Here is a 23,277-nt window from a genome sequence, read left to right on the forward strand (position 1 = left end):
GCCTGATCCGCCGGGGAAGGGCGGCGTCGGCGCCGCGCGTCAGTGCTGTCCGAACAGCTTCGCGAGCCGTTCGACGGCTTCTTCGAGGCGTGAGTAGGCGGTCGCATAGGACAGCCGGATATAGTCGCGCGGCGCATGGACACCGAAATCCATGCCAGGCACCAGCACGACGCCCGCGTCGTGCAGCATGGCGTGCGTGAGCGCTGCGCTGTCGCCGGCGGCCGGATGCGCGACACCGCCACAGTTCGCATACACGTAGAACGCGCCGTCCGGCATGACGGGCACCGTGAAGCCGAGCCGCTCGAGCGCCGGCGCGATGAAATCGCGGCGGCGCTTGAATTCGGCGCGGCGCGCTTCATAGATGTCGAGCGTGGCCGGCTCGAAGCACGCGAGCGCTGCATGCTGCGCAAGCGCGGACGGGCAGATGAACAGGTTCTGCGACAGCTTTTCGAACGTGCCGACCAGCGCGGGCGGCACGACCAGCCAGCCGAGCCGCCAGCCGGTCATGCTGAAGTACTTGGAGAAGCTGTTCACGGTGACGACGTCGTCGCCGTACGACAGCGCCGACACGGGCGCCGCGTCGTAGCTGAGGCCCTGATAGATCTCGTCGACGATCGTGAAGCCGCCGCGGGCGCGTACGGCCTCGACGATTCGCCTCAGCTCGTCCGGCTCCAGCGACGTGCCGGTCGGGTTCGACGGCGACGCGAGCAGCACGCCGCGCGTGCGGTCGCCCCAGCGCGTGCGGACATCGTCGGCGGTGAGCTGGAAACGGGCTTCCGGGCCGCTCGGCACGAGCACCGGGCGGCCTTCGGCCGCGGCGACGAAGTGCCGGTTGCACGGATACGACGGGTCGGGCATCAGCACCTCGTCGTCGCGGCCGACGAGCGCGAGACACGCGAGCAGCAGCGCGGCCGACGCGCCGGCCGTCACGACGATCCGCTCCGGGCTGATCGTGAGGCCGTATGCGCGCACATAGTGAGCGGCAATCGCTTCGCGAAGCGGTGCGATGCCGAGCGCGCTCGTGTACTGCGTGACGCCGCGGCGCAATGCGGCCGCGGCCGCCTCGACGACCGGCTCGGGGGCCGTGAAATCCGGCTCGCCGATGCCCATGTGGATAACGTCGCGCCCGGAGGACTCGACCCGCTGTGCCTCCTTCATCAGTTCCATCACGTAGAACGGCTGGATCGCGTCGACGCGTGCGGCGAGCGTGACGAGCGAGTCGGCGGTGGTATTCATCGGTCGGGCGGGGCGGCAGTGGCGAGGGAGAACGAAAAACGGGCGCTTGCGCGCCCGTCCAGCGACGGAATCAGCCGTTGCGGCGCGCCTGCGTTTCGGCGGGGCGCAGCTTCGCGGCGAGCTTGTCGAGCACGCCGTTGACGTACTTGTAACCGTCGGAGCCGCCGAACGTCTTCGCGAGTTCGACGGCTTCGTTGATGATCACGCGATACGGCGTTTCGACATGGTGCGTGAGCTCGAACGTCGCGATCAGCAGCACCGCGCGTTCGACTGGCGACAGCTGGTCGATCGGACGGTCGAGCGACGGCGTGATGGCTTCGACGAGCGCTGCGTGCTCGCGAATCACGCCATGCAGGATCGCGTCGAGCAGCTCCTTGTCGGCCTTGTCGTAACCGAGCGCGCCGCGCAGCTGCGCGTCGATCTCGCCGGAGGCCGCGTTCGACAGCAGCCACTGATACAGGCCCTGCGTCGCCAGCTCGCGCGATTGTCGGCGGGCGCTCTTCTTCATGCGCGCTCCTCTTCGTCGTCTTCGTCTTCTTCTTCGTCCTCGTCGTCGCCGAGCTGGTCGAGCGCCATCGTCAGGTTGGCCATCTCGACCGCGACGCGTGCGGCGTCGCGACCCTTCTCGGTCATGCGCGCGACGGCTTGCTCGTCGTTCTCGGTCGTCAGCACCGCGTTTGCGATCGGCAGGTTGAAGTCGAGGCCGATGCGGGTAATGCCCGCGCCGCTCTCGTTCGACACGAGCTCGAAGTGGTACGTCTCGCCCCGAATCACCGCGCCGAGCGCGATCAGAGCGTCGAACTGGCCGCTTTCCGCGAGCTTTTGCAGCGCGAGAGGGATTTCCAGCGCGCCGGGCACCGACACGAGCAGCACGTCTTCACCGGAGACGCCGAGACGCTCGAGTTCTTCGACGCATGCATCGGCGAGGCCGTTGCAGACGGGTTCGTTGAAGCGGGATTGCACGATGCCGATACGCAGGCCGTCGCCTTCGAGATTCGGTTGGTATTGTCCGATTTCCATGATCTGGTCCGTGGTGTGGATGAACGGTTATAGGGCGAAAGCGCCGCGGCGGGTTACGCGTTGGACGCCGGGCAGGACTTGGCTTCGCCGCCGGGCATCGGAATGAAGCCCGTGACTTCGAGGCCGTAGCCGGACATGCTGCCCAGCTTGCGCGGATTCGACAGCACCTGCATCTTGCCGACGCCGACATCGCGCAGGATCTGCGCGCCGATGCCGAACGTCTTGAAATCGACCGGCCGGCGCTTCAGCGCAGCGGCCCTTTCTTCTTCGTCGAACGCCTTGAAGACGTCGATCAGATGTTCCTTCGTGTCGCCGCAGTTGAGCAGCACGATCACACCGAGGTCGCGCTCCGCGATGTCGCGCATCGCGGCGTCGAGCGTCCACGAGTGCGTCGAGACGCCCGTTTCGAGCAGGTCGAGCACCGACAGCGGCTCGTGCACGCGCACCGGCGTATCGACGTCGGGCGACGGTGTGCCGCGCACCAGTGCGATATGCGGCGAGCCGCTCGGCTGGTCGCGGTAGAGCACCGCGCGAAACGTGCCGTGCGCGGTCTGCATCGTGCGCTCGGCGATCCGTTCGATGATCGATTCGGTGCGGCTGCGGTACTGGATCAGGTCGGCGATCGTGCCGATCTTCAGACCGTGTTCCTTCGCGAACTCGAGCAGGTCGGGCAGGCGCGCCATCGTGCCGTCGTCCTTGATGACCTCGCAGATCACCGCGGCAGGCGTGAGCCCGGCCAGCGCCGTGAAATCGCAGCCGGCCTCGGTGTGGCCGGCACGCACGAGCACGCCGCCCGGCTGGGCCATGATCGGGAAAACGTGGCCCGGCTGCACGATGTGCTCGGGGCGGACGTCGTGCGCGACCGCCGTGGCGATCGTATGCGCGCGGTCGGCGGCCGAGATGCCGGTCGTCACGCCTTCGGCCGCTTCGATGCTGACCGTGAACGCGGTGCCGTACTGCGTGCCGTTGCGGTAGGTCATCAGCGGCAGGTGCAGCTGCTTGCAGCGCTCCTGCGTCAACGTCAGACAAATGAGGCCACGGCCGTACTTGGCCATGAAGTTGATCGCTTCCGGCGTGACGAATTCGGCGGCGATCACGAGGTCGCCTTCGTTTTCGCGGTCTTCTTCGTCGACCAGGATCACCATCCGGCCGGCTTTCAATTCCGCGATGATGTCGAGCGTGGAGGCGAGCGTCATAAAGGGGCGAGAAAGAGGAAAGTGCGTATTTTACGCCAGTCGGACCGCGTTTCCGCCGGCACGGGCCCCCGCACTCCGCGAGCGCGCCGGAAAACGATGCGGCCGGGCTGTGCGGCGAGCCGGCCCGGAGCGCGGCGGCGTGCGAGAAAGCCCGCGCGGCGCCCCGGCCGGCCGTGCGTCAGCCTTGCTCGTTGCGGCCGCCGAGGTAATCGAGCTTGCCGAGTTCGACGCCGCTGTGGCGCAGGATGTCGTACGCGGTCGTCACGTGGAAGAAGAAGTTGGGCAGCACGAAGTTCAGCAGATACGACTGGCCGGTGAACTCGATCGGACCCACACGCATCTTGAGCACGATCTGGCGCGCTTCGCTGCCGTCGATCTGCGCTGCATCGAAACCCTTCAGGTAGTCGATCGTCTTCTGGATGCGTGCATGCAGTTCGTCGAACGTCTGCTCGACGTCGGGGTAGCTCGGAATGTCGACGCCGGCGAGCCGGGCGGCGCAGCCCTTCGCGGTATCGGTCGCGATGTACACCTGGCGGACGAGCGGCAGCATGTCCGGATAGAGGCGTGCGCCGATGAACACCGACGGGTCGATCTGCTTCTCGGCCGCGTGCGCCTGCGCCTTGCCGAGGATGTGCTGCAGGTTGGTGAGGCCGCGGATCAGCACGGGCAGTGAAGCCTGGTACATCGAGATGGACATGGGGACGACTCCTGGTGGGAAAGGGGCAGCCGGTATCGGTGCGCGCGATGCGTCGCGGCGCCGGATCCGCTGCCGTTGCATCTTAGCGCGACGCGATCGGCCGTGCGCGCCGTTGGCCATTCGGCCGGGTATAGGGGCGCGGCGGCGGCCGCCATTCCCTGTCCACCGGATTCCGGGGGGGCCAGAGCCGGAACCGCCGCAATCAGTCCTGATGCACGCCCTGCGATGCCGACAGCATTCGCTCGACATACCGCGCGATCATGTCGACTTCGAGATTGACCTTGTCGGCGGCCTTCACGTGCCGCAGCGTCGTGACCTCGACGGTATGCGGGATCAGGTTGATCGAGAATTCGCAGCCGTCCGCGCGATCGTCGATCGTGTTGACGGTCAGGCTCACACCGTTGACCGTGATCGAGCCCTTGTAGGCGAGATAGCGGCCGAGCTCGCGCGGCGCGACGATCCGCAGCTCGTGCGACTCGCCGACCGGGGCGAAGCGCGTGACGGTGCCGAGGCCGTCGACGTGGCCGGACACGATGTGCCCGCCGAGCCGGTCGTGCGCGCGCAGCGCCTTCTCGAGATTCACTTCCCCCGGCTGCGCGAGGCCCACCGTGCGGTTCAGGCTTTCGCGCGACACGTCGACGTCGAAGCCCGTGTCGGTCTTTGCGATGACCGTCATGCACGCGCCCTGGATCGCGATGCTGTCGCCGAGCGCGAGATCGGCGAGGTCGAGGCCGCCCGCGTGCACGGTCAGCCGCACGCCCGCGTCGGGCGACGCGCCGAGCGGCGCGATCGATTCGATGCGGCCGACGGCCGCGACAATTCCGGTAAACATCGTGACGGCTCCGTTCAGTGGGACGCAGAGGGCGGCGCGATACGCGCGAGGATCCGCAGATCGTCGCCGATCCGCTCGACGCTGTGGAACGCAAGCCGCGTGCGGGCGTCGAGGCTCGCCGGCGCGGCGAGGTCGAACATGCCGGCCGCGTCGCTGCCGAGCAGGCTCGGCGCGAGATAGACCAGCAGCTCGTCGACGCAGCGCTCGCGCAGCAGCGAGCCGTTCAGCTTGTGGCCGGCCTCGACGTGCAGCTCATTCACGCCGCGCGCGCCCAGTTCCGCCAGCATCGCGGGCAGGTCGACCTTCCCCTGAGCATTCGCAAGCGACACGATCTCCGCGCCGCGCGAGCGCAGCACGTTCGCGCGCTGGTCGCCGGCTGCATCGAGCCGGCCGCAGAAGATCAGCAGCGGCGCGCCTTCGAGCAGCCGCGCATCGAGCGGCAGGTCGAGACGGCTGTCGACCAGCACGCGCCGCGGCTGGCGCGGCGTATCGATGCCGCGCACGGTCAGCTGCGGGTTGTCTTCGCGTACGGTGCCGATTCCGGTCAGGATCGCGCACGCGCGCGCGCGCCATGCGTGGCCGTCGGCGCGGGCGGCCTCGCCGGTGATCCACTGGCTTTTGCCGGACGGCAGTGCAGTGCGCGCGTCGAGCGACGCGGCGGTCTTCATCCGCACCCACGGGCGGCCGCGCGTCATCCGCGACACGAAACCGATGTTCAGCTCGGCCGCCTCGTTCGCGAGCAGCCCGCAGCGCACGTCGATGCCCGCGTCGCGCAGCATCCCGAGGCCGCGCCCCGACACTTGCGGATTCGGGTCTTCCATCGCCGCGACGACTTTCGCGACGCGCGCGTCGATCAGCGCATTCGCGCACGGCGGTGTACGGCCGAAGTGGCTGCACGGCTCGAGCGTGACATACACGGTGGCGCCGGCGACGTCATGGCCGCGCGAGCGCGCGTCCTTCAGCGCCTGCACTTCCGCGTGATCCTGGCCGGCCGGCTGCGTGAAGCCTTCGCCGATCACACTGCCGTTCTTGACGATCACGCAGCCGACGCGCGGGTTCGGCGCGGTCGTATACATGCCGCGCGCCGCGAGCTTCAGCGCGCGCTGCATGTGGGCGAAATCGGTATCCGAGAACATGCGTGCGGGCCCGGGTCAGGCGGCCAGCGCCGCGAACGCACGGCGCGCGGCCGCGAGCGTCGCGTCGATAACCGCATCGTCGTGCGTGCTCGACACGAAGCCGGCTTCGTACGCGGACGGCGCGAAGTACACGCCTTCGTCGAGCATCAGGTGGAAGAAGCGGTTGAAGCGCTCGATGTCGCTCTTCGTCACTTCCGCGAAGCTCGTCGGCACCTGCTCGGAGAAATACAGGCCGAACATCGCGCCGATCGAGTCGGCCGCGAACGGCACGCCCGCCGCGCGCGCTTCGGCCGCGAGGCCGTCGGCGAGGCGCTTCGTCTGCGCGGTGAGCGCATCGTAGAAGCCGGGCGCCTGGATCAGCTGCAGCGTTTTCAGGCCCGCTGCGACTGCGATCGGGTTGCCCGACAGCGTGCCGGCCTGGTACACGCCGCCGAGCGGCGCGAGGTGGGCCATGATGTCGCGGCGGCCGCCGAACGCGGCGGCCGGCATTCCGCCGCCAATCACCTTGCCGAGGCAGGTGAGGTCGGCCGCGATCCCGTAGTGCGCCTGTGCGCCGCCGAGCGCGACGCGGAACCCGCACATCACCTCGTCGAAGATCAGCACGGCGCCATGCTTCGTGCACAGCGTGCGCAGCGCATTCAGGAATTCGGGCGTGCCGCGCACGAGGTTCATGTTGCCCGCGACGGGCTCGACGATCACGGCGGCGATGTCGTCGCCGAAGGCGCCGAACGCTTCTTCGAGCGCGGCGACGTTGTTGTACTCGAGGACAGTCGTGTGCTTCGCGATGTCGGCGGGCACGCCGGCCGACGTCGGGTTGCCGAACGTCAGCAGGCCGGAGCCGGCCTTGACCAGCAGGCTGTCAGCGTGGCCGTGATAGCAGCCCTCGAACTTGACGATGCGGCTGCGGCCCGTGAAGCCGCGCGCGAGGCGCAGTGCGCTCATCGTGGCCTCGGTGCCGCTCGACACCATTCGCACCTGTTCGATCGACGGCACGAGCTTGCAGATTTCCTCGGCGATCACGATCTCCGCTTCGGTCGGCGCACCGAACGAGAAGCCGTCGGCGAGCACGCTCTGCACGGCCGACAGCACTTCCGGATGAACGTGGCCGACGATCATCGGGCCCCACGAGCCGATGTAGTCGATGTACTGCTTGCCGTCGGCATCCCAGAAGTACGGGCCCTGCGCGCGCGACACGAAGCGCGGCGTGCCGCCGACGGAACGGAACGCGCGCACCGGCGAGTTGACGCCGCCCGGAATGGTCTTCTGGGCGCGTTCGAAGAGGATCTGATTGTTGGACATGTGCGAAACCTGCGAGAGAAGGGCGCGGGGGCCGGTGCACGGGCCGCGGCGCCTGGGCGGAACGATCGTCCGATTGTACAAGAGACGCGCGCGGCAGGCCCGCGGGCTGGCCTGCGGCGTGTACGCGCGGCGGGAATAGGCGGAGCCGCTACGCGCGAAAGGTGCGCCCGCCCCCTTTTTATCGCGGCGGCCTGCGCTTGCCGGTCAGCTCGGCCCAGCGCTTTTCCAGCGGCCCCTCGACCATCGGCTTGATCGACGTACCGGAGCTCTGCGCGTCCCAGGTCTGCACCGAGTACGGATGCACGCGCAGCGCGTCGCGCGGAATCACGACCTCCTGATGCGCGTCGACGAGCCAGTCGTACACGAAGTCGATGCAGAGCCGGTAGCCCCGTTTCGTCGCCGGGTCGGCGACCTCGTACGGCGCCCGCGTCACGTAGCCGGAGCCGAACACGCCTTTCGGCGCGTTCGCGACGCGGTGCAGGAACACGCGGTCGCCCGGCAGGATGCCGCGCGCGAAGCCGCAGCCCCATACGTCGTGCACGGCTTCGCCGGCCTTCACGCGTGCGGCGACGTCGGGCAGTTCGGGCCACGGCCACTTCTTGGGGCTCCAGATCAGCAGGAAGGCGGTCATCGTTCGGGTCGTACGTCGAAATGGTCTGACGAGAAAGGCGGCGAGCAGCAAGCTTAATCGAATCCACGTGCGAATTTCCGGGCGCAGATCGTGCGCGCGTATTCCGGCCCTGCGCGGCACGCGAAAAAGTTGCGCGTACAATCATGGGCCTGAACGCGCCGTTCGCGGCGCGGCCTCCCGTCTTCACCGCCACGCGCGCCCCGACGCGCGCGGGCCTCCAATCCGGAAACCCATGTCTCACGTCGTCCGGCGCCGGCCCGATGCCCGGCTGATCCTGTTGCTCGGCGCGCTCGCAGCCTGCGGGCCGATCGCAACCGACATGTACCTGCCGAGCCTGCCGTCGATTGCCGCGGGCTTCTCCGTGAGCCCCGGCGCCGCGCAGCGCACGCTGACGAGTTTCATGGCCGGCTTCTCGATCGGCATGCTGCTTTACGGCCCGCTGTCCGACACGTGGGGCCGCCGCCCGGTGCTGCTGGGGGGCATCGCGCTGTTCACGCTCGCGAGCGTCGGCTGTTTCGTATCGAGCTCGATCGACATGCTGATCCTCGTGCGCTTCCTGCAGGCGCTCGGCGCGGGCGCAGCGTCGGTGCTCGCACGCGCGATCGCGCGCGACGCGCACGAACCGACCGACGCGGCGAAGGTGCTGTCGATGGTCGCGATCGTCACCGCGGTCGGGCCGCTGCTCGCGCCGCTGCTCGGCGGCCAGGTTCTGCGCTTCGCCGGCTGGCGCGGCGTGTTCGTCGTGCTTGCCGCATTCGGCGCGTTGTGCGCGGCGACCGCGTACCTGCGCGTGCCCGAAACCTGGCCGAAGGAGCGGCGCAAGAGCGCGGCGGTGCTCGCGTCGTTCGCATCGTACGGACGCATCCTGTCCGATCCGGTCGCGTGGGGGCACATGCTGTGCGGCGGGATGGCGTTCGCGTCGATGTTCTCGTACATCACCGCGACACCGTTCGTGTACATCGAGTATTTCCACGTGTCGCCGCAGCACTACGGGCTGCTGTTCGGGCTCAACGTCGTCGGGATCATGATCGGCAACTTCACCAACACGCGGCTCGTCGGCCGTCTCGGCTCGCTGCGCATCATCTCGGCTGCGTCGCTCGTGAGCGTCGTTGCGTCGCTCGCGGTCGCGCTCGTCGCGCTGACGGGGTGGGGCGGGCTGTGGTCGATCGTCGTGTGCCTGTTCTTCGTCGTCGGCGTGGTCGGCATCCTGTCGGCGAATTGCACGACCGATCTGATGCATCGCTATCCGCACAATGCGGGTGCGTCTGCGGCCGTGTTCGGCGCGATGCAGCTCGCTCTCGGCGCGCTCGCGAGCGTCGCGATCGGCGCCCTCGCCGACGGTACGCCGTTCGCGATGGGCGTGACGATCGGCGTCACCGGCGTGCTGTGTTTCGTCGGACGCTTCCTCGTGCTGCGCTGGCATGGACGGGCGGTGCCGACCGGCGCTTGATCGGCGCGGCGCGCGCGGTGGCGGATGGCGACGGCCGCACGCGCAACCGCGATCCGTGCGATGCGTGAGCCCGAATGCGCGAGAGCACCGGAGCGCCTGCCGCGCATTCATTGATGCGTGTTCGGATAGCGATTGCCACGCGAAGCCCGCTCCTGTTTCCTGTTGGCGACGCGGCTTCGCTGGCATCGTCGGTACAGTGCCGTGCGGTGTTCATCCGTGAATTCCTACGGCGACACGTCAAGCAACCCGCCCAATGCACAACACCCCGAACGCGGATCGGCCATCCAGCGTTCGGGGTGTTGCTTGACCGAGGCGTTTTCTTGCCCCTGTATCAATCCCGCGCGACGTCCTTCGCCGCCGGCGACGCGCCATGGCTCAGCCAGTCGAGCACGTCGGCCGTTTCGTCGTCGCTTGCCCGCGCGCGCGCCTGAGCGACCGCGTCCGGCAGTTCGCCGTTGGTCGACGCGCGACGGATCGCAACGCCGACCGCGAGGATGTCGATCATCAGCAGATGCAGGATCCGCGAGATCATCGACAGCTGCGACTCGCGCATCTCGATGTGATCGGTTTCGAGTGCGACGGTCGCGCGTTTCGCGAGCGGCGTATTGCTCGACGTGATCGCGATCACCTTCGCGCCGGCCTGCATCGCGACGTCGAGCACGCGCAGCAGCTCGGGCGCGCGCCCCGACTTCGACACCGCGACGATCACGTCGCCCTTGCCGAGCAACGCGGCCGAAGCGGCCTGCATGTACAGGTCGCCGTACGCGATCGTCGGAATCCCGAAGCGGAAGAACTTGTAATGCGCGTCCTGCGCGACGATGTTCGAATTGCCGAGCCCGTAGAACTCGATGCGGCGCGCGCCGTTCAGTATTTCGATCGCGTTCTCGACATGTTCGAAGTTCAGGTGCTCGCGCAACTGCAGAATCGCAGACACCGTGTTGTCGAGCACCTTCGCGCCGAAATCGGTCGCCGTGTCGCCGAGATGCACCTGGCTGTGGCTCATCGGAATCGTGCCGGTGAGACCGGTCGCGAGCTTCAGCTTGAAATCCGACAGCCCCTGGCAACCGAGCGAGCGGCAAAAGCGGATCACCGTCGGCTGGCTCACGTCCGCCTTGCGCGCGATGTCGACGATCGGATCGTTGATGATCGAGCGCGGATGGTTCAGCGCGAGATCGGCGACGCGGCGCTCGGCCGGCGTCAGCGCGTCGCGCATCTGGCGGATCCGCTCGAACACGGCCGACGACGCGCCGCCCGAACGGTTCGACAGCTGCTCCGCGAGAATGGCCGACACGCCGAGGAACGCCGGATATTCGGCGGTGATCAGGTAGGTCGGGATGTTCGCCAGATAGTGCGCGAAGCGGCCCTTCGCCTCGAAGCGTGCACGGAACGACGAGCGCGTGAACAGCTCGCCGAGCTTCAGCGCGACACCGCCGCCGATATAGACACCGCCGAGCGCGCCGAGTGTCAGCGCGACGCTGCCGGCGAACGAACCGAGGATCCCGCAGAAGCATTCGACGGTTTCGAGCGCGAGCGCGTCGCCTGCATGCGCACGCTCGACGATCTCGGCCGTATCGACGGACGCGGCGACGCGCTTCTTGTCCCGCGCGGCGAGCGCCCGGTAGATGATCTCCATGCCCGGGCCCGCGCACACGCGTTCGAACGACACGTGCGGAAACTTCTTGCGCGCGTACTGCAGCACGAGATCCTCACGCTCGTCCTGCGGTGCGAACGACGCATGACCGCCTTCGCTGCCGAGCGCGATCCAGCGGTCGTCCGCTGGAATCAGGCCCGATACGCCGAGCCCGGTGCCGGGCCCGAGCAGCCCGATCACGCTGTTCTGGCGGCGCGCGCCGCCGCCGATCTGCACGCGCTGCGCGTCGGTCAGGCCGGGCAGCGCCATCGCGAGCGCGGTGAAGTCGTTGACGACGAGCAGCGTGTCGAAGCCGAGCGCGCGGCGCGTCGCTTCGATCGAAAAGCTCCAGTCGTGATTGGTCATCGTGACCTGGTCGCCGTCGACCGGGTTCGCGATCGCGATCGCCGCGTGATTCACGCGGCTGATCTTCACGTCCTTCAGATACTTGCGGATCGCGTCGGTGAGCGTCGGGTAGTCCGCACCGGGATAGACGCGGATCTGCGTGATTTCGCCCGGGCCGGTTTCCAGCGCGAAACGCGCGTTGGTGCCGCCGACGTCCGCGAGCAGGCGCGGGCCGTCGGCGTGCTGGCCGGCGACGACAGCCTTACTTTGCGCACCAGTAGACATCGAGCTTGGTCCCCTTGTCGTTGGCCAGTTGGGAAATCGCGTTTTTCTGCAGCGTGGCCGCTGCGGCGTCGAGCACGTCGCGCTTGGCGGCGCCGGCGATCAGCAGGAACAGCCGGTCGACGCGCTTGAGCGCATCGAGCGAATAGCTCACGCGCGCATGCGGCGCCGCACCGGGATGCACGGCGACGAAGCGTTCGGACGTCGTGATCGCGTGGTCCCATTCGGGCGCATCGGCGAAGATCGACGCGGTATGGCCGTCCTCGCCCATGCCGAGCACGGCGACGGTCGGCACGCGGTAATCGGCGTTCGCGTTGAGTGCGGCGACGTGCGCGTCGAGCGGCACGCGCGTGTCGACGAGCGGCAGGAAGCGGGCAGGGGCCGCTGCGTGCTGCAACAGCGTGTCGCGCACGAGCTGCGCGTTGCTGGCCGCGTCGTTCTCCGGCACCCAGCGGTCGTCGACCAGCGTGACGTCGACGCCGGCCCAGTCGAGCGCTGCATGCGACAGCGTTTGCAGGAACGGGCGCGGGCTCGTACCGCCGGACACCGCGAGCGTCGGGCGCGCGGGGCCGGCGAGCGCCGCGCGCAGCACATCGCCGACGGCGCGCGCGAGCGCTTCGCTTTGCGCTTCCTGGGTGTCGAAAGCGTGGATCTCGATCACATCTCCTCCGGACTGCTTTGTCTGTTCAATTCGTATGAATCGTGGGGCACGTTGCCGCGCGTACGATGTGCGCGGCAACGGTTTGCATCAGTTTTCCTCTTCGAGCCAGCAGGTGCCGTGCTGCGCGAGCATCGCGCTTGCCGCGGCCGGCCCCCACGTGCCCGCCGCGTACGGCTTCGGCGGCTTCAGCGTGCGCGCCCATTCGTTCAGGATCGGCTCGACCCAGCGCCACGCGGCCTCTTGCTCGTCGCGGCGCACGAACAGCGCGAGGCGGCCGTTGATCACGTCGAGCAGCAGACGCTGGTACGCCTCCATCTGCCCTTCCTTGAAGAACTGGTCGAACGCGAGGTCGAGGTGCACGCTCGCGAGATTCATCCCCTCGCCGGGCTGCTTCGCGAGGCAGTACAGGCGGATCGTCTCGTTCGGCTGCAGCCGGATCACGAGACGGTTCGAGCCTGCGCGCAGCGCGGTCGGCCCGAGCGCCGAGTGCGGCACCGGACGGAAGTTGACGACGATTTCCGCGACGCGATCGGCCAGCCGCTTGCCGGTGCGCAGGAAGAACGGCACGCCGGCCCAGCGCCAGTTCTCGATCTCGACCTTCAGCGCGACGAAGGTCTCGGTCTGGCTGTCCGGCTTCACGCCCGGCTCGGTCGCGTATGCCGGCACCTGCGCGCCCTTGATCACGCCCGCATGATACTGGCCGCGCACCGCGACCTTGCCGATGTCGCGCGGATCGACGGGTTTCAGCGCACGCAACACGCGCAGCTTTTCGTCGCGCACCGAGTCCGAATCCATCGAATGCGGCGGCTCCATCGCGACGATCGACAGCAGCTGCAGCAGGTGGTTCTGCACCATGTCGCGCAGCGCGCCCGTATTGTCGTAGAAATCGCCGCGCGCCTCGACGCCCAGCTCCTCGGCGATCGTGATCTGGATGCTCTCGACCCATTCGCGGCGCCACAGCGGCTCGAACAGCGCATTGCCGAAGCGCAGCGCGAGCAGGTTCTGGACCGGCTCCTTCCCGAGGTAGTGGTCGATCCGGTAGATCTGGTCTTCCGCGAAGATCTCGCCGACCGCGTCGTTGATCGCATTCGACGAGCGCAGGTCGTAGCCAAGCGGCTTCTCGAGCACGATCCGCGCGCCTTCGTTCAGGCCGACCGACGCGAGCGCCTTGCAGATCGGCACGAACAGCGACGGGCCCGTCGCGAGATAGAACACGCGGATGCCGGGCAGATGCGCGATCGCGTCGCGCAGCACGACGTAGTCTTCCGCGCGGCCGAGATCGAGGTTCACGTATTCGATGCGCTCGAGGAAAGACTTCCATGCGCTTTCGTCGAATGCGCTGCCGGCTGCCTTCGTCGCATGCGGTTTCACGTGCGTGTCGACCCACTCGAGATAGTGGGCGCGATCCGATTCGTGTCGCGCGACGGCGATGATCCGGCCGCCTTCGGCGAGCATGTTGCCGCGGTGCGCTTCGAACAGCGCGGGCAGGATCTTGCGCATCGACAGGTCGCCGGTGCCGCCGAAAAGTACGAAGGTAAAGCTGGAATCGGTATGCATGTGTCTCCGCCAGTTGGGGTGCTCGGAAGCGATCCGTAGTGCGATAAAAATATTTTTGACACTGAATTGTAGTTTAACTACAATCCGCCGCAAGGGGTAGCACCTGGGTGAAGAAAAAAAGATGTGCGGTCGACGAACTGCACGAGCTTCGCCTCGGGAGCGCCTTGTGCCGAATGGTATCGGACATTGACGGAGCGCATCGGTCGCGCGCCGTCGCCCCCGGGCTCGCGCCGCGGCATCGCGGCGGGCCAGAAACACAAAGAGGAGACACGCCGTTGAATCTCGATTCACGCTTTCTGTAAGAGCCCGGCCGGTCATCGGCCCCGTACGCTGCATGCGTCCCGCGGCTCGATTTCCCCGTCGTTTATCAAGAAGCCGGTTCCCCGTCGGGGAGCCTCACGAGTTGATTCAGTCTGGAGGAGATAAGTAATGAAAGTTCGCTCGATCATGGGCGCGCTCTGCGCCGCGGGTCTGATGGCTGGCGCCGTGGCGGCGCAGGCAGCCGAGAACGTGACGGTGCTGCACTGGTGGACCTCGGGCGGCGAGTCCAAGGCCGTCGGCGTGCTGAAGGACGACATGCAGAAGCAGGGCTACGTGTGGAAGGACTTCGCGGTCGCGGGCGGCGCGGGCGCGGCGGCCATGACCGCGCTGAAGACCAAGGTGATCAGCGGCGACGCACCGTCGGCCGCGCAGATCAAGGGCCCGCTGATCCAGGACTGGGCCGACCAGGGCGTGCTCGTCAACATCGATTCCGCCGCGGGCGACTGGAAGCAGAACCTGCCGCCGGAAATCGACAAGATCATCAAGTACAAGGGCCACACGGTCGCCGCGCCGTTCTCGGTGCACCGCGTGAACTGGCTGTACATCAACAAGGCCGCGCTCGACAAGGTCGGTGCGAAGGTGCCGACCACGTGGGCGGAATTCTTCGCGGTCGCCGACAAGCTGAAGGCCGCGGGCATCCAGCCGGTCGCGATGGGCGGCCAGCCGTGGCAGGACCTGACGCTGTGGGAAGACGTCGTGCTGTCGCAGGGTCCGGCGTTCTACAAGAAGGCGCTCGTCGATCTTGACCAGGCGACGCTGACGTCGCCGCAGATGGTGTCGGTGTTCGATACGGTGCGCAAGATCCAGGGCTACTTCGACACTGGCCGCAACGGCCGCGACTGGAACCTCGCGACCGCGATGGTCATCAACGGCAAGGCCGGCATGCAGTTCATGGGCGACTGGGCGAAGGGCGAGTTCGAGAACGCCGGCAAGAAGGCGGGCAAGGACTACATCTGCGCGCCGGTGCCGGGCACCGCGAACGCGTACACGTTCAACGTCGACTCGTTCGTGTTCTTCCAGCAGAAGGGCGAGAAGAACGCGACGCCGGGCCAGATCGCGCTCGCGAAGACGATCATGACGCCGGAGTTCCAGGAGCAGTTCAGCCTGTTGAAGGGCTCGGTGCCGGTGCGTCTCGGCGTGAAGATGGACAAGTTCGACGACTGCGCGAAGAAGTCGTACGCGGACGAGCAGACCGCGATCAAGTCGGGCGGTTTCGTGCCGTCGCTGGCGCACGGGATGGCGCAAGGCGATGCGACGGCCGGTGCGATCACCGACGTCGTGACGAAGTTCATGAATTCGCAGCAGGATTCGAAGAGCGCAGTGGCCGCGCTCGCGAAAGCCGCGAAGGTGAAGTAAAGCGCGACAGGCGCCCGGCCGGAAACGCATCGTCGGCCGGGCGTTTTTGCATGTGCAGCAAACGGGCTCGCCCGCGGGCCCGCGCCGTACCGGTGCCGGCCCCGGCCTGCGCCGCCCTCGTTCCAGGAGTCGAATCAAGTGGCTGCCCCTCTTAGCGGAAACGGATCCGGCACTGCCGTCGCGCGGCGCACGTCGCCGATGTCGGCCTTCGCCGATCGCTGGATCCCGAAGCTCGTGCTCGCGCCGAGCCTCGCGATCGCCGTGGTGTTCATCTACGGCTTCATCCTGATTACCGGCTATCTGTCGCTGACCAATTCGCGGCTGTTGCCGAACTACGAATTCGACGGCTTCGGCCGTTACACGGACCTGTTCCAGAACGATGTGTGGTGGACTTCCGCCGCGAACCTCGGCTGGTTCGGGATTCCGTTCATCGCGATCTGCGTCGGGCTCGGCCTGTTCCTCGCGATCCTGCTCGACCAGCGCATCCGCAACGAAGGCGCGCTGCGCGCGATCTTCCTGTACCCGATGGCGCTGTCGTTCATCGTGACCGGCACCGCATGGCAGTGGATCCTGAACCCGGGTCTCGGCCTCGAGAAGGTGATGCACGACTGGGGCTGGACGAGCTTCTCGTTCGGCTGGCTCGACGATCCGGACAAGGCGATCTTCTGTATCGTGATCGCGGCCGTGTGGCAGTCGACCGGCTTCGTGATGGCGCTGTTCCTCGCGGGGCTGCGCGGCGTCGACGGCGAGATTTTCAAGGCCGCTCAGGTCGACGGCGCGACGCTTCCGACCATCTACCGCAAGATCGTGATCCCGAGCATGCGGCCTGTATTCTTCTCGGTGCTGCTGATCCTGTGCCACATCACGATCAAGACGTTCGACCTGGTCGTCGCGCTGACCGCGGGCGGGCCCGGCACGTCGTCGTCGCTGCCGGCCATGTTCATGTACACGTTTTCGTTCAACCGCGGCCAGCTGGGCCTGGGCGCGGCGTCGTCGGTGATGATGCTCGCGACGGTGGTCGCGGTGCTGGTGCCGCTGATGTATATGGAATCGAGGAGCACCCGCAATGCAGCCTAAGATGACGATCAGCCGGGCAGTGATCTATGCGGCGCTGATCCTGTTCGCGCTGTATTTCCTGTTCCCGATCTACGTGATGCTGTCGACGTCGTTCAAGGATCTCGACCAGCTTCGTACCGGCAACCTGTTGACGCCGCCGTCGCACTGGACCGTCGATCCGTGGGTGAAGGCGTGGAGCGGCGCGTGTACCGGCGTGCGCTGCGACGGGATGAAGCCGTTCTTCCTGAACTCGCTGCAGATGGTGATTCCGGCCGTGCTGATCTCGTCGCTGATCGGCGCGTTCAACGGCTACGTGCTCACGCACTGGCGCTTTCGCGGCGCGGATGCGCTGTTCACGATGATGCTGGTCGGCTGCTTCATTCCGTTCCAGGTCATCCTGCTGCCGATGGCGCGCCTGCAGGGGATGCTCGGCCTTGCGAACACGATTCCGGGCCTGGTGTTCGTGCACGTCGTGTACGGGATCGCATTCACGACGATGTTCTTCCGCAACTTCTACGTCAGCGTGCCGGCCGAGCTCGTGAAGGCCGCACGCATCGACGGCGCGGGCTTCTTCACGATCTTCACGAAGATCCTGCTGCCGGTGTCGCTGCCGATCTTCATGGTGTGCCTGATCTGGCAGTTCACGCAGATCTGGAACGACTTCCTGTTCGGGATCGTGTTCTCCGGCGTCGACTCGATGCCGATCACGGTCGCGCTGAACAACCTCGTGAACACGTCGACGGGCGTGAAGGAATACAACGTCGACATGGCCGGCGCGATCATCGCCGCGCTGCCGACGCTGCTCGTCTACGTGGTCGCCGGCCGCTACTTCGTGCGCGGCCTGACGGCGGGCGCGGTGAAGGGGTAAGCGCGGCTTCATCCGATACGACGAACCGGCCGCGCGCGACGCGCGGCGCATCGAAACGAACCCGACGCGGCGCCGTAGCGCCGCGCGAGACGAGACAGAGGATTCACAGCATGGCAAGCCTTTCCATCCGTGACGTGTACAAGACCTACCCGAACGGGGTGCCGGTCCTGAAGGGTGTCGACATCGAGATCGAGGACGGACAGTTCCTGATCCTGGTCGGCGGATCGGGCTGCGGGAAATCGACGCTGCTCAACATGATCGCCGGCCTCGAGACCGTGACGAGCGGCGAGATCTGCATCGACGGCAAGGTCGTCAACGACTTGTCGCCGAAGGATCGCGACATCGCGATGGTGTTCCAGTCGTACGCGCTGTATCCGTCGATGACGGTGCGCGAGAACATCTCGTTCGGCTTGAACATCCGCAAGGTGCCGAAGAGCGAACAGCAGCAGATCGTCGAGCGTGTGTCCGCGATGCTGCAGATCCAGCATCTGCTCGACCGCAAGCCCGGCCAGCTGTCGGGCGGCCAGCGCCAGCGCGTCGCGATGGGCCGCGCGCTCGCGCGCGATCCGTCGTTGTTCCTGTTCGACGAACCGCTGTCGAACCTCGACGCGAAGCTGCGCATCGAGATGCGCGCGGAAATCAAGCTGCTGCACCAGCGCCTCGGCACGACGATCGTCTACGTGACGCACGATCAGATCGAGGCGATGACGCTTGGCGACCGGATCGCGGTGATGAAGGACGGTGTCGTCCAGCAGTTCGGCGCGCCGCAGGAAATCTACGATTCGCCGTCGAACCTGTTCGTCGCCGGCTTCATCGGCGCGCCGCCGATGAACTTCATCAACGGCAAGCTGGTGGAGCAGGGCAGCGGCGTCGCGCTCGAGATCGACACGGGGCTTGGGCGCAGCGCGCTGAACCTGCCGTTCGACGCGAAGCGGATGAACGGCCACGTCGGCCGCGAGGTGATCCTCGGCCTGCGTCCGGAGCGCATCACCGACGCGCGCAACGCGCATCACGGCGAGGCGTCGAAGCTGCAGCCGATCGACGTGCGCGTCGACGTGACGGAGCCGACGGGGCCGGACACGCACGTGTTCGCGCAGGTGAACGGCAAGCGGATCGTGAGCCGCGTGCATCCGGCCGCGAATCCGCAGCCGGGGCAGACGCAGTCGTTGCTGTTCGACGTGTCGAAGGCGGTGCTGTTCGATCCGGCGTCGGAAGAGCGGATTGCGTGAGGCAAACACGCTTGGGGCTATCGACGATGTGTTCAGGCCACAGATGGTTTGGCTGCTCGTCGACTGCCCGGGCGTAAGCCAGGCCGCTGCATTCGCGGTCGTTACAGCCTTTCCTCGATGTCTGAGGGCCGCACGGTGCAGTCACGGATGCGGCAGTGAGAGGAAATATGAACCGATCGCGTGTAGCGCAGGCATGAACAGAAGACACGTGAAGACGGCTGGAAAATAAAGATTCGAGCGGCGTATCTTGGGAAATAAGCCGGCCACTGCGACAAGCAAACACACTGTCGCGAGTGCACCGAATAGATCGCTATCCGCGATCATCAGAAAAAGCGCACGCATGTCCGTTCCACGGCTTACTGGTTAAATGCGGTGAAATTCCAGCGATACAGCTGAAACTGCTTCAGAAAGTCTTTGACTTCGGCGCCTGTTGTCTCGTTTCTGTAGTCCCACCCGTCCTCGCCGGATGTGTAATGCCCATTCTCGACCCTCATGCCTGCGTAGCTGCCACTTCGCGGATCCGCACGATTGCGACCGAAGATTCGCATGATTGTTGTGAACGGGCGAACGATCACGCCACTCGAATTACCCTGCATGATCGCAATGGACGACGGCGAGACCCTTATGACCATTTGAACGTGGTGTCCGATGCCTGCGCGATCATTGGCCTGTACAAGCATGTCTCCAGGCAGCAGTGACTCCGGCGCGTGGAGCTGCACGGTGTTCGAATCTGTACGCTGTAAGTCTGGTGCGCCGAAAGTCAGCGATACCATATCGGCGAAACCGTACATTGTCGAATCGTATCGTCCATGCTCGGACTCGCCGTAGATTTCGATATTCCGATAGCTTCGTACGTCCGTTGTCAGGCAGAGCGGCAGCCCTCGCAAGGCGGAAAACTGGATAAGCACGCGTAGTGCGAAGTCCTCGCACGTAAATCGATTCGCGCGCGTGCTTCCATTGCGATCCCAATAAGTTTCTGTCTGGATTTGTGTTGCCAGCTGTGGCAGCGTGAGATGGTATTCAGCGATGTCGGTATCAGTCCACTGACGGACCGTTTTCCAGAATGTCTTGAACCGCGCAGTGACCGGCTTCGGTGAAGTATCGCTCGTTGGCGTGGTCGTGCGTGTTGCGATCCGCTTGTATCGATTGCCGTCAGGCGACACGTGAGTATGGTCCGGCATGGCTATTCCGCGAGATAGATCGTTATGTTTTCCGCGTGCCGCACCGAGGCAAGCAGGTGCGTGTATCCCAGCCTGTCCGTCGTGCCGTATTCGAACGTTCCCGTGTCACGCCGCAGCGCATAACGGGCGTAGCTCAGAGGATTGCCGGCAATGTCCCGAAGGACGAAGCGATCGTCATAGACGAGCGGCACAGCCGGCTGGAGGGACGACATCGCGGCGGGGGCGGGTATTTCCACGTTGTGCGCTATTCCTTCTATTTTCCATTTGCGTCCGTACCGGGAGTTGATGCGTGGAGGACGGTCGCATTGGCATCGAACCCAATCTCCGCTCAGCGCCTGAACTCTTCCTGCGCATGTGAAGTCGCGTAATCGCTTTGCATTTGGAGCCCAGGGTGCAGCTTCAATTGTTCCGATGCTTTCGCAGGTGCTACACCATGCACGTTGTCCGACGAACGTGATTCTTCGATGCTTGCCGTCGTCACCGACGATCGTTCCGCATTTGCCCCCGTCGAGGACGTAGCCGCCACTGTCCAGTGGATCGTCTTCGACCACCGCATAAAAGATGACCATGTCGCTGCCGCTAGGTTGAAATCATGCGGCGGAACGTAGCATGGTTTTGTCGCGAAATGAAAGGAGAATGTAAAGAATTGTGTCGATATGCACTCGCTCGTTTTGATCTGAATCACGAGCGTCCAGCGGCAAGGGACTGCCGAATCGGTCCCTTGAGATGCTGGAAAACGGTTTGCGTCAGTGCGGCAACCGCACGTCGAGTTTGAACGTGACGAGCCGCGCGACGAGCGTAAGCGCGGTCGCGAGCAGCATGCTGTACACCAGGTCGCACTGCAGCCACACGAGCAGCAGATAAAACCAGCAGCCGACGAACGCGCAGGTCGCGTACGGCCGCGAATCGCGCAGGATCAGCGGGATGTCGTTGCACAGCACGTCGCGAATGATGCCGCCGACCACGCCGGTGATCACGCCCATCATCACCGCGATGAAGCGCGGCATCTCGGCATCGAGCGCGATCGCGGTGCCCGAGATGCTGAAGATGCCGAGCCCGATCGCGTCGGCCACCAGCAGCATCCGCTCGGCCGACAGCCGAGACAGCAAGCGCAGCACGAACGGCGCGAACAGCGCGAGCACGAAGATGGCGATCACGTAGTCGTCGTGCACGACCCAGTAGAACGGCCGGCGCTCGAGCAGGATGTCGCGCAGCGTGCCGCCGCCGAACGCGGTGGCGAGCGCGACGACGAACGTGCCGACCGAGTCCAGGCGATTCTTGCGCGCCTCGATGAACCCCGAGATCGCGAAAGCCAGCGTCGCGATCGCCTCAAGCACCGCGATCGCAAGCGTCAGCCTAGGATGCGGCACGCGGCCCCCGTTCGGCAGGCGCCGTCAGCGGCTGCAGCAGCACGAGCACCGCGCCGGCGCCGCCGTCGTGGCCGCGCGCTTCGCAGAACGCGATCACTTCCTCCTTCTGCACGAGCCACGCGCGCACCTTGCCCTTCAGCACGGGTTCCTTGCCGATCGACCCGAGCCCTTTTCCATGGATTACGCGCAGGCAGCGCAGCCCTTTCTTGCCGGCTTCGCGGATGAATTCGGCGAGCGCGTCGCGCGCCTCGTCGCGCCGCATCCCGTGCAGGTCGAGCTGCGCCTGCACGATCCACGCGCCGCTGCGCAACTTGCGCACGACGTCGCGACTGATGCCCGGGCGGTGGTAATACAGCGATTCGTCGCTGTCGAGCAGCGTCTCCGGATCGAATTCGTCGGACAGCGTCGCGTTCAGCACCGCTTCCTCGTCACGCTGGGTCTGCTTTGGCACTGGCGCGGGCGGGATGCGGCCGGACGCTGCCCGCGGCGGCGCGTTCAGCGGGCGGATCGCGCCGATTTCGTTGCGGAACAGGTTCGCGTCGGCTTCGGCCTTGCGTGCGGCCTGCGCGGTTTCGATCCGCGCGCGCTCGCGACGCTCGGCTTCGCCCTGCAGTGCGCTGCGTAACGCGCCGAGGCCCGCGAGTCCCTGGCCGCGCAGCGCGGCCGGCGCCGGCACGGGCGGCGCCGCCGCGGGCGCGGGATTCGCGGAACGGGCGGCGATCTGCCGCTTCGCGGGATCGCTCGGATGGGGCTGGTTCTTTGCCATGATTCGGTAACGGGGCAAGCGCGTTCGGGCGCGCGGGCACAAAAAAGCCGCTGCGCGGCAGCGGCTTTCCGGTCAAGCGCGCTGCACGGCAGCGGACGCCATTGTAGCGCCCGCCGCGGCAAACGCTTGCGGCTTACTTCTTGTCGTGCAGGCTTTCCAGGTAGCGCTGCGCGTCGAGCGCGGCCATGCAGCCGGTGCCGGCGCTCGTGATCGCCTGGCGATACACGTTGTCCTGCACGTCGCCGGCGGCGAACACGCCCGGCACGCTCGTCGACGTCGCGTTGCCCTGCAGGCCGCTCTTCGTCAGGATGTAGCCGTCTTTCATTTCCAGCTGACCCTGGAACAGGTCGGTGTTCGGCTTGTGGCCGATTGCGACGAACACGCCCTGCACGGTCAGATCCTGCGTCGCGCCCGTTTTCACGTTCTTGATGCGCAGGCCCGTGACACCCGACTCCTCGCCCGTCACTTCGTCGAGCACGTGATCCCACTTGATGTCGACGACGCCTTCCTTTTCCTTCTCGAGCAGCCGGTCGATCAGGATCGGCTCGGCGCGGAACTTGTCGCGGCGGTGGATCACCGTGACCTTCTTCGCAATGCCCGTCAGGTACAGCGCTTCCTCGACGGCCGTGTTGCCGCCACCGATCACCGCGACTTCCTGGTTGCGATAGAAGAAACCGTCGCAGGTTGCGCAGGCCGACACGCCCTTGCCCATGAACGCTTCCTCGGACGGCAGGCCGAGATACTGCGCGGATGCGCCGGTCGCGATGATCAGCGCATCGCACGTGTATTCACCCGAGTCGCCGATCAGCCGGATCGGCTTCTCGTGCAGCTTCGCGGTATGGATGTGGTCGAAGACGATTTCGGTGTTGAAGCGCTCTGCGTGCTCCTGAAAGCGCGCCATGAGTTCCGGGCCTTGCACGCCCTTCGCGTCCGCCGGCCAGTTTTCAACGTCGGTCGTCGTCATCAGCTGGCCGCCCTGCGCGATGCCGGTGATCAGCACCGGGGACAGGTTGGCGCGTGCCGCGTAGACGGCGGCCGTGTAGCCGGCGGGGCCGGAACCGAGAATCAGGACTTTGGCGTGTTTGGGCGTGGACATGTGCGAATCCGTAAAAGTCGGCCGCGGCGGGCTGGGTAAGGCGCGCCGAGCGGTCTGGTTGA

The 23,277-nt window shown here is 66.3% G+C and carries 22 protein-coding genes; 5 read left to right on the forward strand and 17 right to left on the reverse strand.

The annotated features are described in order from the left end of the window. Nucleotides 1-39 precede the first annotated feature (39 nt). The 9 genes from WK25_RS04455 to WK25_RS04495 form a co-directional block, all read right to left on the reverse strand. Nucleotides 40-1,236 carry a pyridoxal phosphate-dependent aminotransferase gene (locus tag WK25_RS04455; protein ID WP_069241072.1) on the reverse strand — a complete coding sequence of 399 codons (1,197 nt, stop codon included), beginning with the start codon at nucleotides 1,234-1,236 and terminating at the stop codon, nucleotides 40-42. Nucleotides 1,237-1,306: 70 nt separating this feature from the next. Next, nucleotides 1,307-1,744 (reverse strand): transcription antitermination factor NusB, encoded by a 438-nt coding sequence (nusB, locus tag WK25_RS04460; protein WP_040143613.1) that lies wholly within the window; start codon nucleotides 1,742-1,744, stop codon nucleotides 1,307-1,309. Beyond that, nucleotides 1,741-2,256: a 6,7-dimethyl-8-ribityllumazine synthase gene (ribH, locus tag WK25_RS04465; protein WP_040143614.1), complete on the reverse strand. Its 516-nt coding sequence runs from the start codon at nucleotides 2,254-2,256 to the stop codon at nucleotides 1,741-1,743. Before ribH ends, nusB begins: the two co-directional genes overlap by 4 nt. A gap of 53 nt (nucleotides 2,257-2,309) precedes the next feature. Further along, nucleotides 2,310-3,452, reverse strand: a complete 1,143-nt coding sequence (gene ribBA / locus WK25_RS04470; RefSeq protein WP_059543892.1) for a bifunctional 3,4-dihydroxy-2-butanone-4-phosphate synthase/GTP cyclohydrolase II — start codon at nucleotides 3,450-3,452, stop codon at nucleotides 2,310-2,312. Between the two features lie 178 nt (nucleotides 3,453-3,630). After that, nucleotides 3,631-4,149, reverse strand: coding sequence for a DUF1993 domain-containing protein (locus tag WK25_RS04475; protein ID WP_040143616.1), 519 nt, complete (start codon nucleotides 4,147-4,149; stop codon nucleotides 3,631-3,633). Nucleotides 4,150-4,351: 202 nt separating this feature from the next. After that, nucleotides 4,352-4,981 (reverse strand): riboflavin synthase, encoded by a 630-nt coding sequence (locus WK25_RS04480; RefSeq protein WP_069241073.1) that lies wholly within the window; start codon nucleotides 4,979-4,981, stop codon nucleotides 4,352-4,354. 14 nt (nucleotides 4,982-4,995) lie between these two features. Next, nucleotides 4,996-6,117, reverse strand: a complete 1,122-nt coding sequence (ribD, locus tag WK25_RS04485; RefSeq protein WP_069241074.1) for a bifunctional diaminohydroxyphosphoribosylaminopyrimidine deaminase/5-amino-6-(5-phosphoribosylamino)uracil reductase RibD — start codon at nucleotides 6,115-6,117, stop codon at nucleotides 4,996-4,998. 15 nt (nucleotides 6,118-6,132) lie between these two features. Further along, entirely contained in the window at nucleotides 6,133-7,416 is a 1,284-nt protein-coding gene (gene hemL, locus WK25_RS04490; protein ID WP_059543888.1) for a glutamate-1-semialdehyde 2,1-aminomutase, read from the reverse strand. Between the two features lie 178 nt (nucleotides 7,417-7,594). Continuing rightward, nucleotides 7,595-8,047 carry a hypothetical protein gene (locus WK25_RS04495; protein ID WP_040143620.1) on the reverse strand — a complete coding sequence of 151 codons (453 nt, stop codon included), beginning with the start codon at nucleotides 8,045-8,047 and terminating at the stop codon, nucleotides 7,595-7,597. A gap of 232 nt (nucleotides 8,048-8,279) precedes the next feature. Here WK25_RS04495 and WK25_RS04500 point away from each other — a divergent pair, with 232 nt between their 5' ends. Next, nucleotides 8,280-9,497 carry a Bcr/CflA family multidrug efflux MFS transporter gene (locus tag WK25_RS04500; protein WP_040143621.1) on the forward strand — a complete coding sequence of 406 codons (1,218 nt, stop codon included), beginning with the start codon at nucleotides 8,280-8,282 and terminating at the stop codon, nucleotides 9,495-9,497. A 331-nt stretch (nucleotides 9,498-9,828) separates the two neighbouring features. Here the strand turns inward: WK25_RS04500 and WK25_RS04505 are convergent, their stop codons facing one another. The 3 genes from WK25_RS04505 to zwf form a co-directional block, all read right to left on the reverse strand. Then, nucleotides 9,829-11,757 (reverse strand): bifunctional transcriptional regulator/glucokinase, encoded by a 1,929-nt coding sequence (locus WK25_RS04505; protein WP_040143622.1) that lies wholly within the window; start codon nucleotides 11,755-11,757, stop codon nucleotides 9,829-9,831. After that, nucleotides 11,735-12,415: a 6-phosphogluconolactonase gene (gene pgl, locus WK25_RS04510; protein ID WP_040143623.1), complete on the reverse strand. Its 681-nt coding sequence runs from the start codon at nucleotides 12,413-12,415 to the stop codon at nucleotides 11,735-11,737. Before pgl ends, WK25_RS04505 begins: the two co-directional genes overlap by 23 nt. Before the next feature lie 87 nt (nucleotides 12,416-12,502). Beyond that, nucleotides 12,503-13,972, reverse strand: a complete 1,470-nt coding sequence (gene zwf / locus WK25_RS04515) for a glucose-6-phosphate dehydrogenase (protein ID WP_040143624.1) — start codon at nucleotides 13,970-13,972, stop codon at nucleotides 12,503-12,505. A gap of 429 nt (nucleotides 13,973-14,401) precedes the next feature. On the opposite strand from zwf, the gene WK25_RS04520 reads away from it, so the two are divergent. The 4 genes from WK25_RS04520 (at nucleotide 14,402) to WK25_RS04535 (ending at nucleotide 18,802) form a co-directional block, all read left to right on the forward strand. After that, on the forward strand, nucleotides 14,402-15,649 hold the full coding sequence (locus WK25_RS04520; protein WP_040143625.1) for an ABC transporter substrate-binding protein: 1,248 nt from the start codon (nucleotides 14,402-14,404) through the stop codon (nucleotides 15,647-15,649). A 138-nt stretch (nucleotides 15,650-15,787) separates the two neighbouring features. Then, entirely contained in the window at nucleotides 15,788-16,726 is a 939-nt protein-coding gene (locus tag WK25_RS04525; protein WP_040143626.1) for a carbohydrate ABC transporter permease, read from the forward strand. Continuing rightward, a complete protein-coding gene (locus WK25_RS04530) occupies nucleotides 16,716-17,573 on the forward strand; it encodes a carbohydrate ABC transporter permease (protein WP_040143627.1) in 858 nt (285 codons plus the stop codon). Before WK25_RS04525 ends, WK25_RS04530 begins: the two co-directional genes overlap by 11 nt. Before the next feature lie 110 nt (nucleotides 17,574-17,683). Continuing rightward, entirely contained in the window at nucleotides 17,684-18,802 is a 1,119-nt protein-coding gene (locus WK25_RS04535; RefSeq protein WP_069241075.1) for an ABC transporter ATP-binding protein, read from the forward strand. 356 nt (nucleotides 18,803-19,158) lie between these two features. Here WK25_RS04535 and WK25_RS31085 read toward each other — a convergent pair whose 3' ends face one another. The 5 genes from WK25_RS31085 to trxB form a co-directional block, all read right to left on the reverse strand. Further along, nucleotides 19,159-19,983 (reverse strand): hypothetical protein, encoded by an 825-nt coding sequence (locus WK25_RS31085; RefSeq protein ID WP_156789001.1) that lies wholly within the window; start codon nucleotides 19,981-19,983, stop codon nucleotides 19,159-19,161. 2 nt (nucleotides 19,984-19,985) lie between these two features. Beyond that, the gene (locus WK25_RS31090) at nucleotides 19,986-20,552 is read right to left on the reverse strand and encodes a hypothetical protein (protein WP_156789002.1); all 567 of its coding nucleotides are present in this window, start codon (nucleotides 20,550-20,552) and stop codon (nucleotides 19,986-19,988) included. A gap of 177 nt (nucleotides 20,553-20,729) precedes the next feature. Beyond that, complete coding sequence (locus WK25_RS04550; protein WP_069241078.1) at nucleotides 20,730-21,353, reverse strand: trimeric intracellular cation channel family protein; 624 nt, start codon at nucleotides 21,351-21,353, stop codon at nucleotides 20,730-20,732. Then, nucleotides 21,340-22,119 carry a Smr/MutS family protein gene (locus WK25_RS04555; protein ID WP_059543885.1) on the reverse strand — a complete coding sequence of 260 codons (780 nt, stop codon included), beginning with the start codon at nucleotides 22,117-22,119 and terminating at the stop codon, nucleotides 21,340-21,342. The genes WK25_RS04550 and WK25_RS04555 overlap by 14 nt, the downstream gene beginning before the upstream one ends. 133 nt (nucleotides 22,120-22,252) lie before the next feature. Then, a complete protein-coding gene (trxB, locus tag WK25_RS04560; protein WP_059543883.1) occupies nucleotides 22,253-23,215 on the reverse strand; it encodes a thioredoxin-disulfide reductase in 963 nt (320 codons plus the stop codon). Nucleotides 23,216-23,277: the final 62 nt, after the last annotated feature.

Origin of the sequence: Burkholderia latens, assembly GCF_001718795.1 — a bacterium.
GTDB lineage: Bacteria > Pseudomonadota > Gammaproteobacteria > Burkholderiales > Burkholderiaceae > Burkholderia > Burkholderia latens_A.

What these genes read in the sequence shown, in the direction of transcription:
- WK25_RS04455 (WP_069241072.1), bottom strand. Translation starts at nt 1,236, where the DNA reads ATGAATACCACCGCCGACTCGCTCGTCACGCTCGCCGCACGCGTCGAC.
- nusB (WP_040143613.1), bottom strand. Translation starts at nt 1,744, where the DNA reads ATGAAGAAGAGCGCCCGCCGACAATCGCGCGAGCTGGCGACGCAGGGC.
- ribH (WP_040143614.1), bottom strand. Translation starts at nt 2,256, where the DNA reads ATGGAAATCGGACAATACCAACCGAATCTCGAAGGCGACGGCCTGCGT.
- ribBA (WP_059543892.1), bottom strand. Translation starts at nt 3,452, where the DNA reads ATGACGCTCGCCTCCACGCTCGACATCATCGCGGAATTGAAAGCCGGC.
- WK25_RS04475 (WP_040143616.1), bottom strand. Translation starts at nt 4,149, where the DNA reads ATGTCCATCTCGATGTACCAGGCTTCACTGCCCGTGCTGATCCGCGGC.
- WK25_RS04480 (WP_069241073.1), bottom strand. Translation starts at nt 4,981, where the DNA reads ATGTTTACCGGAATTGTCGCGGCCGTCGGCCGCATCGAATCGATCGCG.
- ribD (WP_069241074.1), bottom strand. Translation starts at nt 6,117, where the DNA reads ATGTTCTCGGATACCGATTTCGCCCACATGCAGCGCGCGCTGAAGCTC.
- hemL (WP_059543888.1), bottom strand. Translation starts at nt 7,416, where the DNA reads ATGTCCAACAATCAGATCCTCTTCGAACGCGCCCAGAAGACCATTCCG.
- WK25_RS04495 (WP_040143620.1), bottom strand. Translation starts at nt 8,047, where the DNA reads ATGACCGCCTTCCTGCTGATCTGGAGCCCCAAGAAGTGGCCGTGGCCC.
- WK25_RS04500 (WP_040143621.1), top strand. Translation starts at nt 8,280, where the DNA reads ATGTCTCACGTCGTCCGGCGCCGGCCCGATGCCCGGCTGATCCTGTTG.
- WK25_RS04505 (WP_040143622.1), bottom strand. Translation starts at nt 11,757, where the DNA reads ATGTCTACTGGTGCGCAAAGTAAGGCTGTCGTCGCCGGCCAGCACGCC.
- zwf (WP_040143624.1), bottom strand. Translation starts at nt 13,972, where the DNA reads ATGCATACCGATTCCAGCTTTACCTTCGTACTTTTCGGCGGCACCGGC.
- WK25_RS04520 (WP_040143625.1), top strand. Translation starts at nt 14,402, where the DNA reads ATGAAAGTTCGCTCGATCATGGGCGCGCTCTGCGCCGCGGGTCTGATG.
- WK25_RS04530 (WP_040143627.1), top strand. Translation starts at nt 16,716, where the DNA reads ATGCAGCCTAAGATGACGATCAGCCGGGCAGTGATCTATGCGGCGCTG.
- WK25_RS04535 (WP_069241075.1), top strand. Translation starts at nt 17,684, where the DNA reads ATGGCAAGCCTTTCCATCCGTGACGTGTACAAGACCTACCCGAACGGG.
- WK25_RS31085 (WP_156789001.1), bottom strand. Translation starts at nt 19,983, where the DNA reads ATGCCGGACCATACTCACGTGTCGCCTGACGGCAATCGATACAAGCGG.
- WK25_RS31090 (WP_156789002.1), bottom strand. Translation starts at nt 20,552, where the DNA reads ATGGTCATCTTTTATGCGGTGGTCGAAGACGATCCACTGGACAGTGGC.
- WK25_RS04555 (WP_059543885.1), bottom strand. Translation starts at nt 22,119, where the DNA reads ATGGCAAAGAACCAGCCCCATCCGAGCGATCCCGCGAAGCGGCAGATC.
- trxB (WP_059543883.1), bottom strand. Translation starts at nt 23,215, where the DNA reads ATGTCCACGCCCAAACACGCCAAAGTCCTGATTCTCGGTTCCGGCCCC.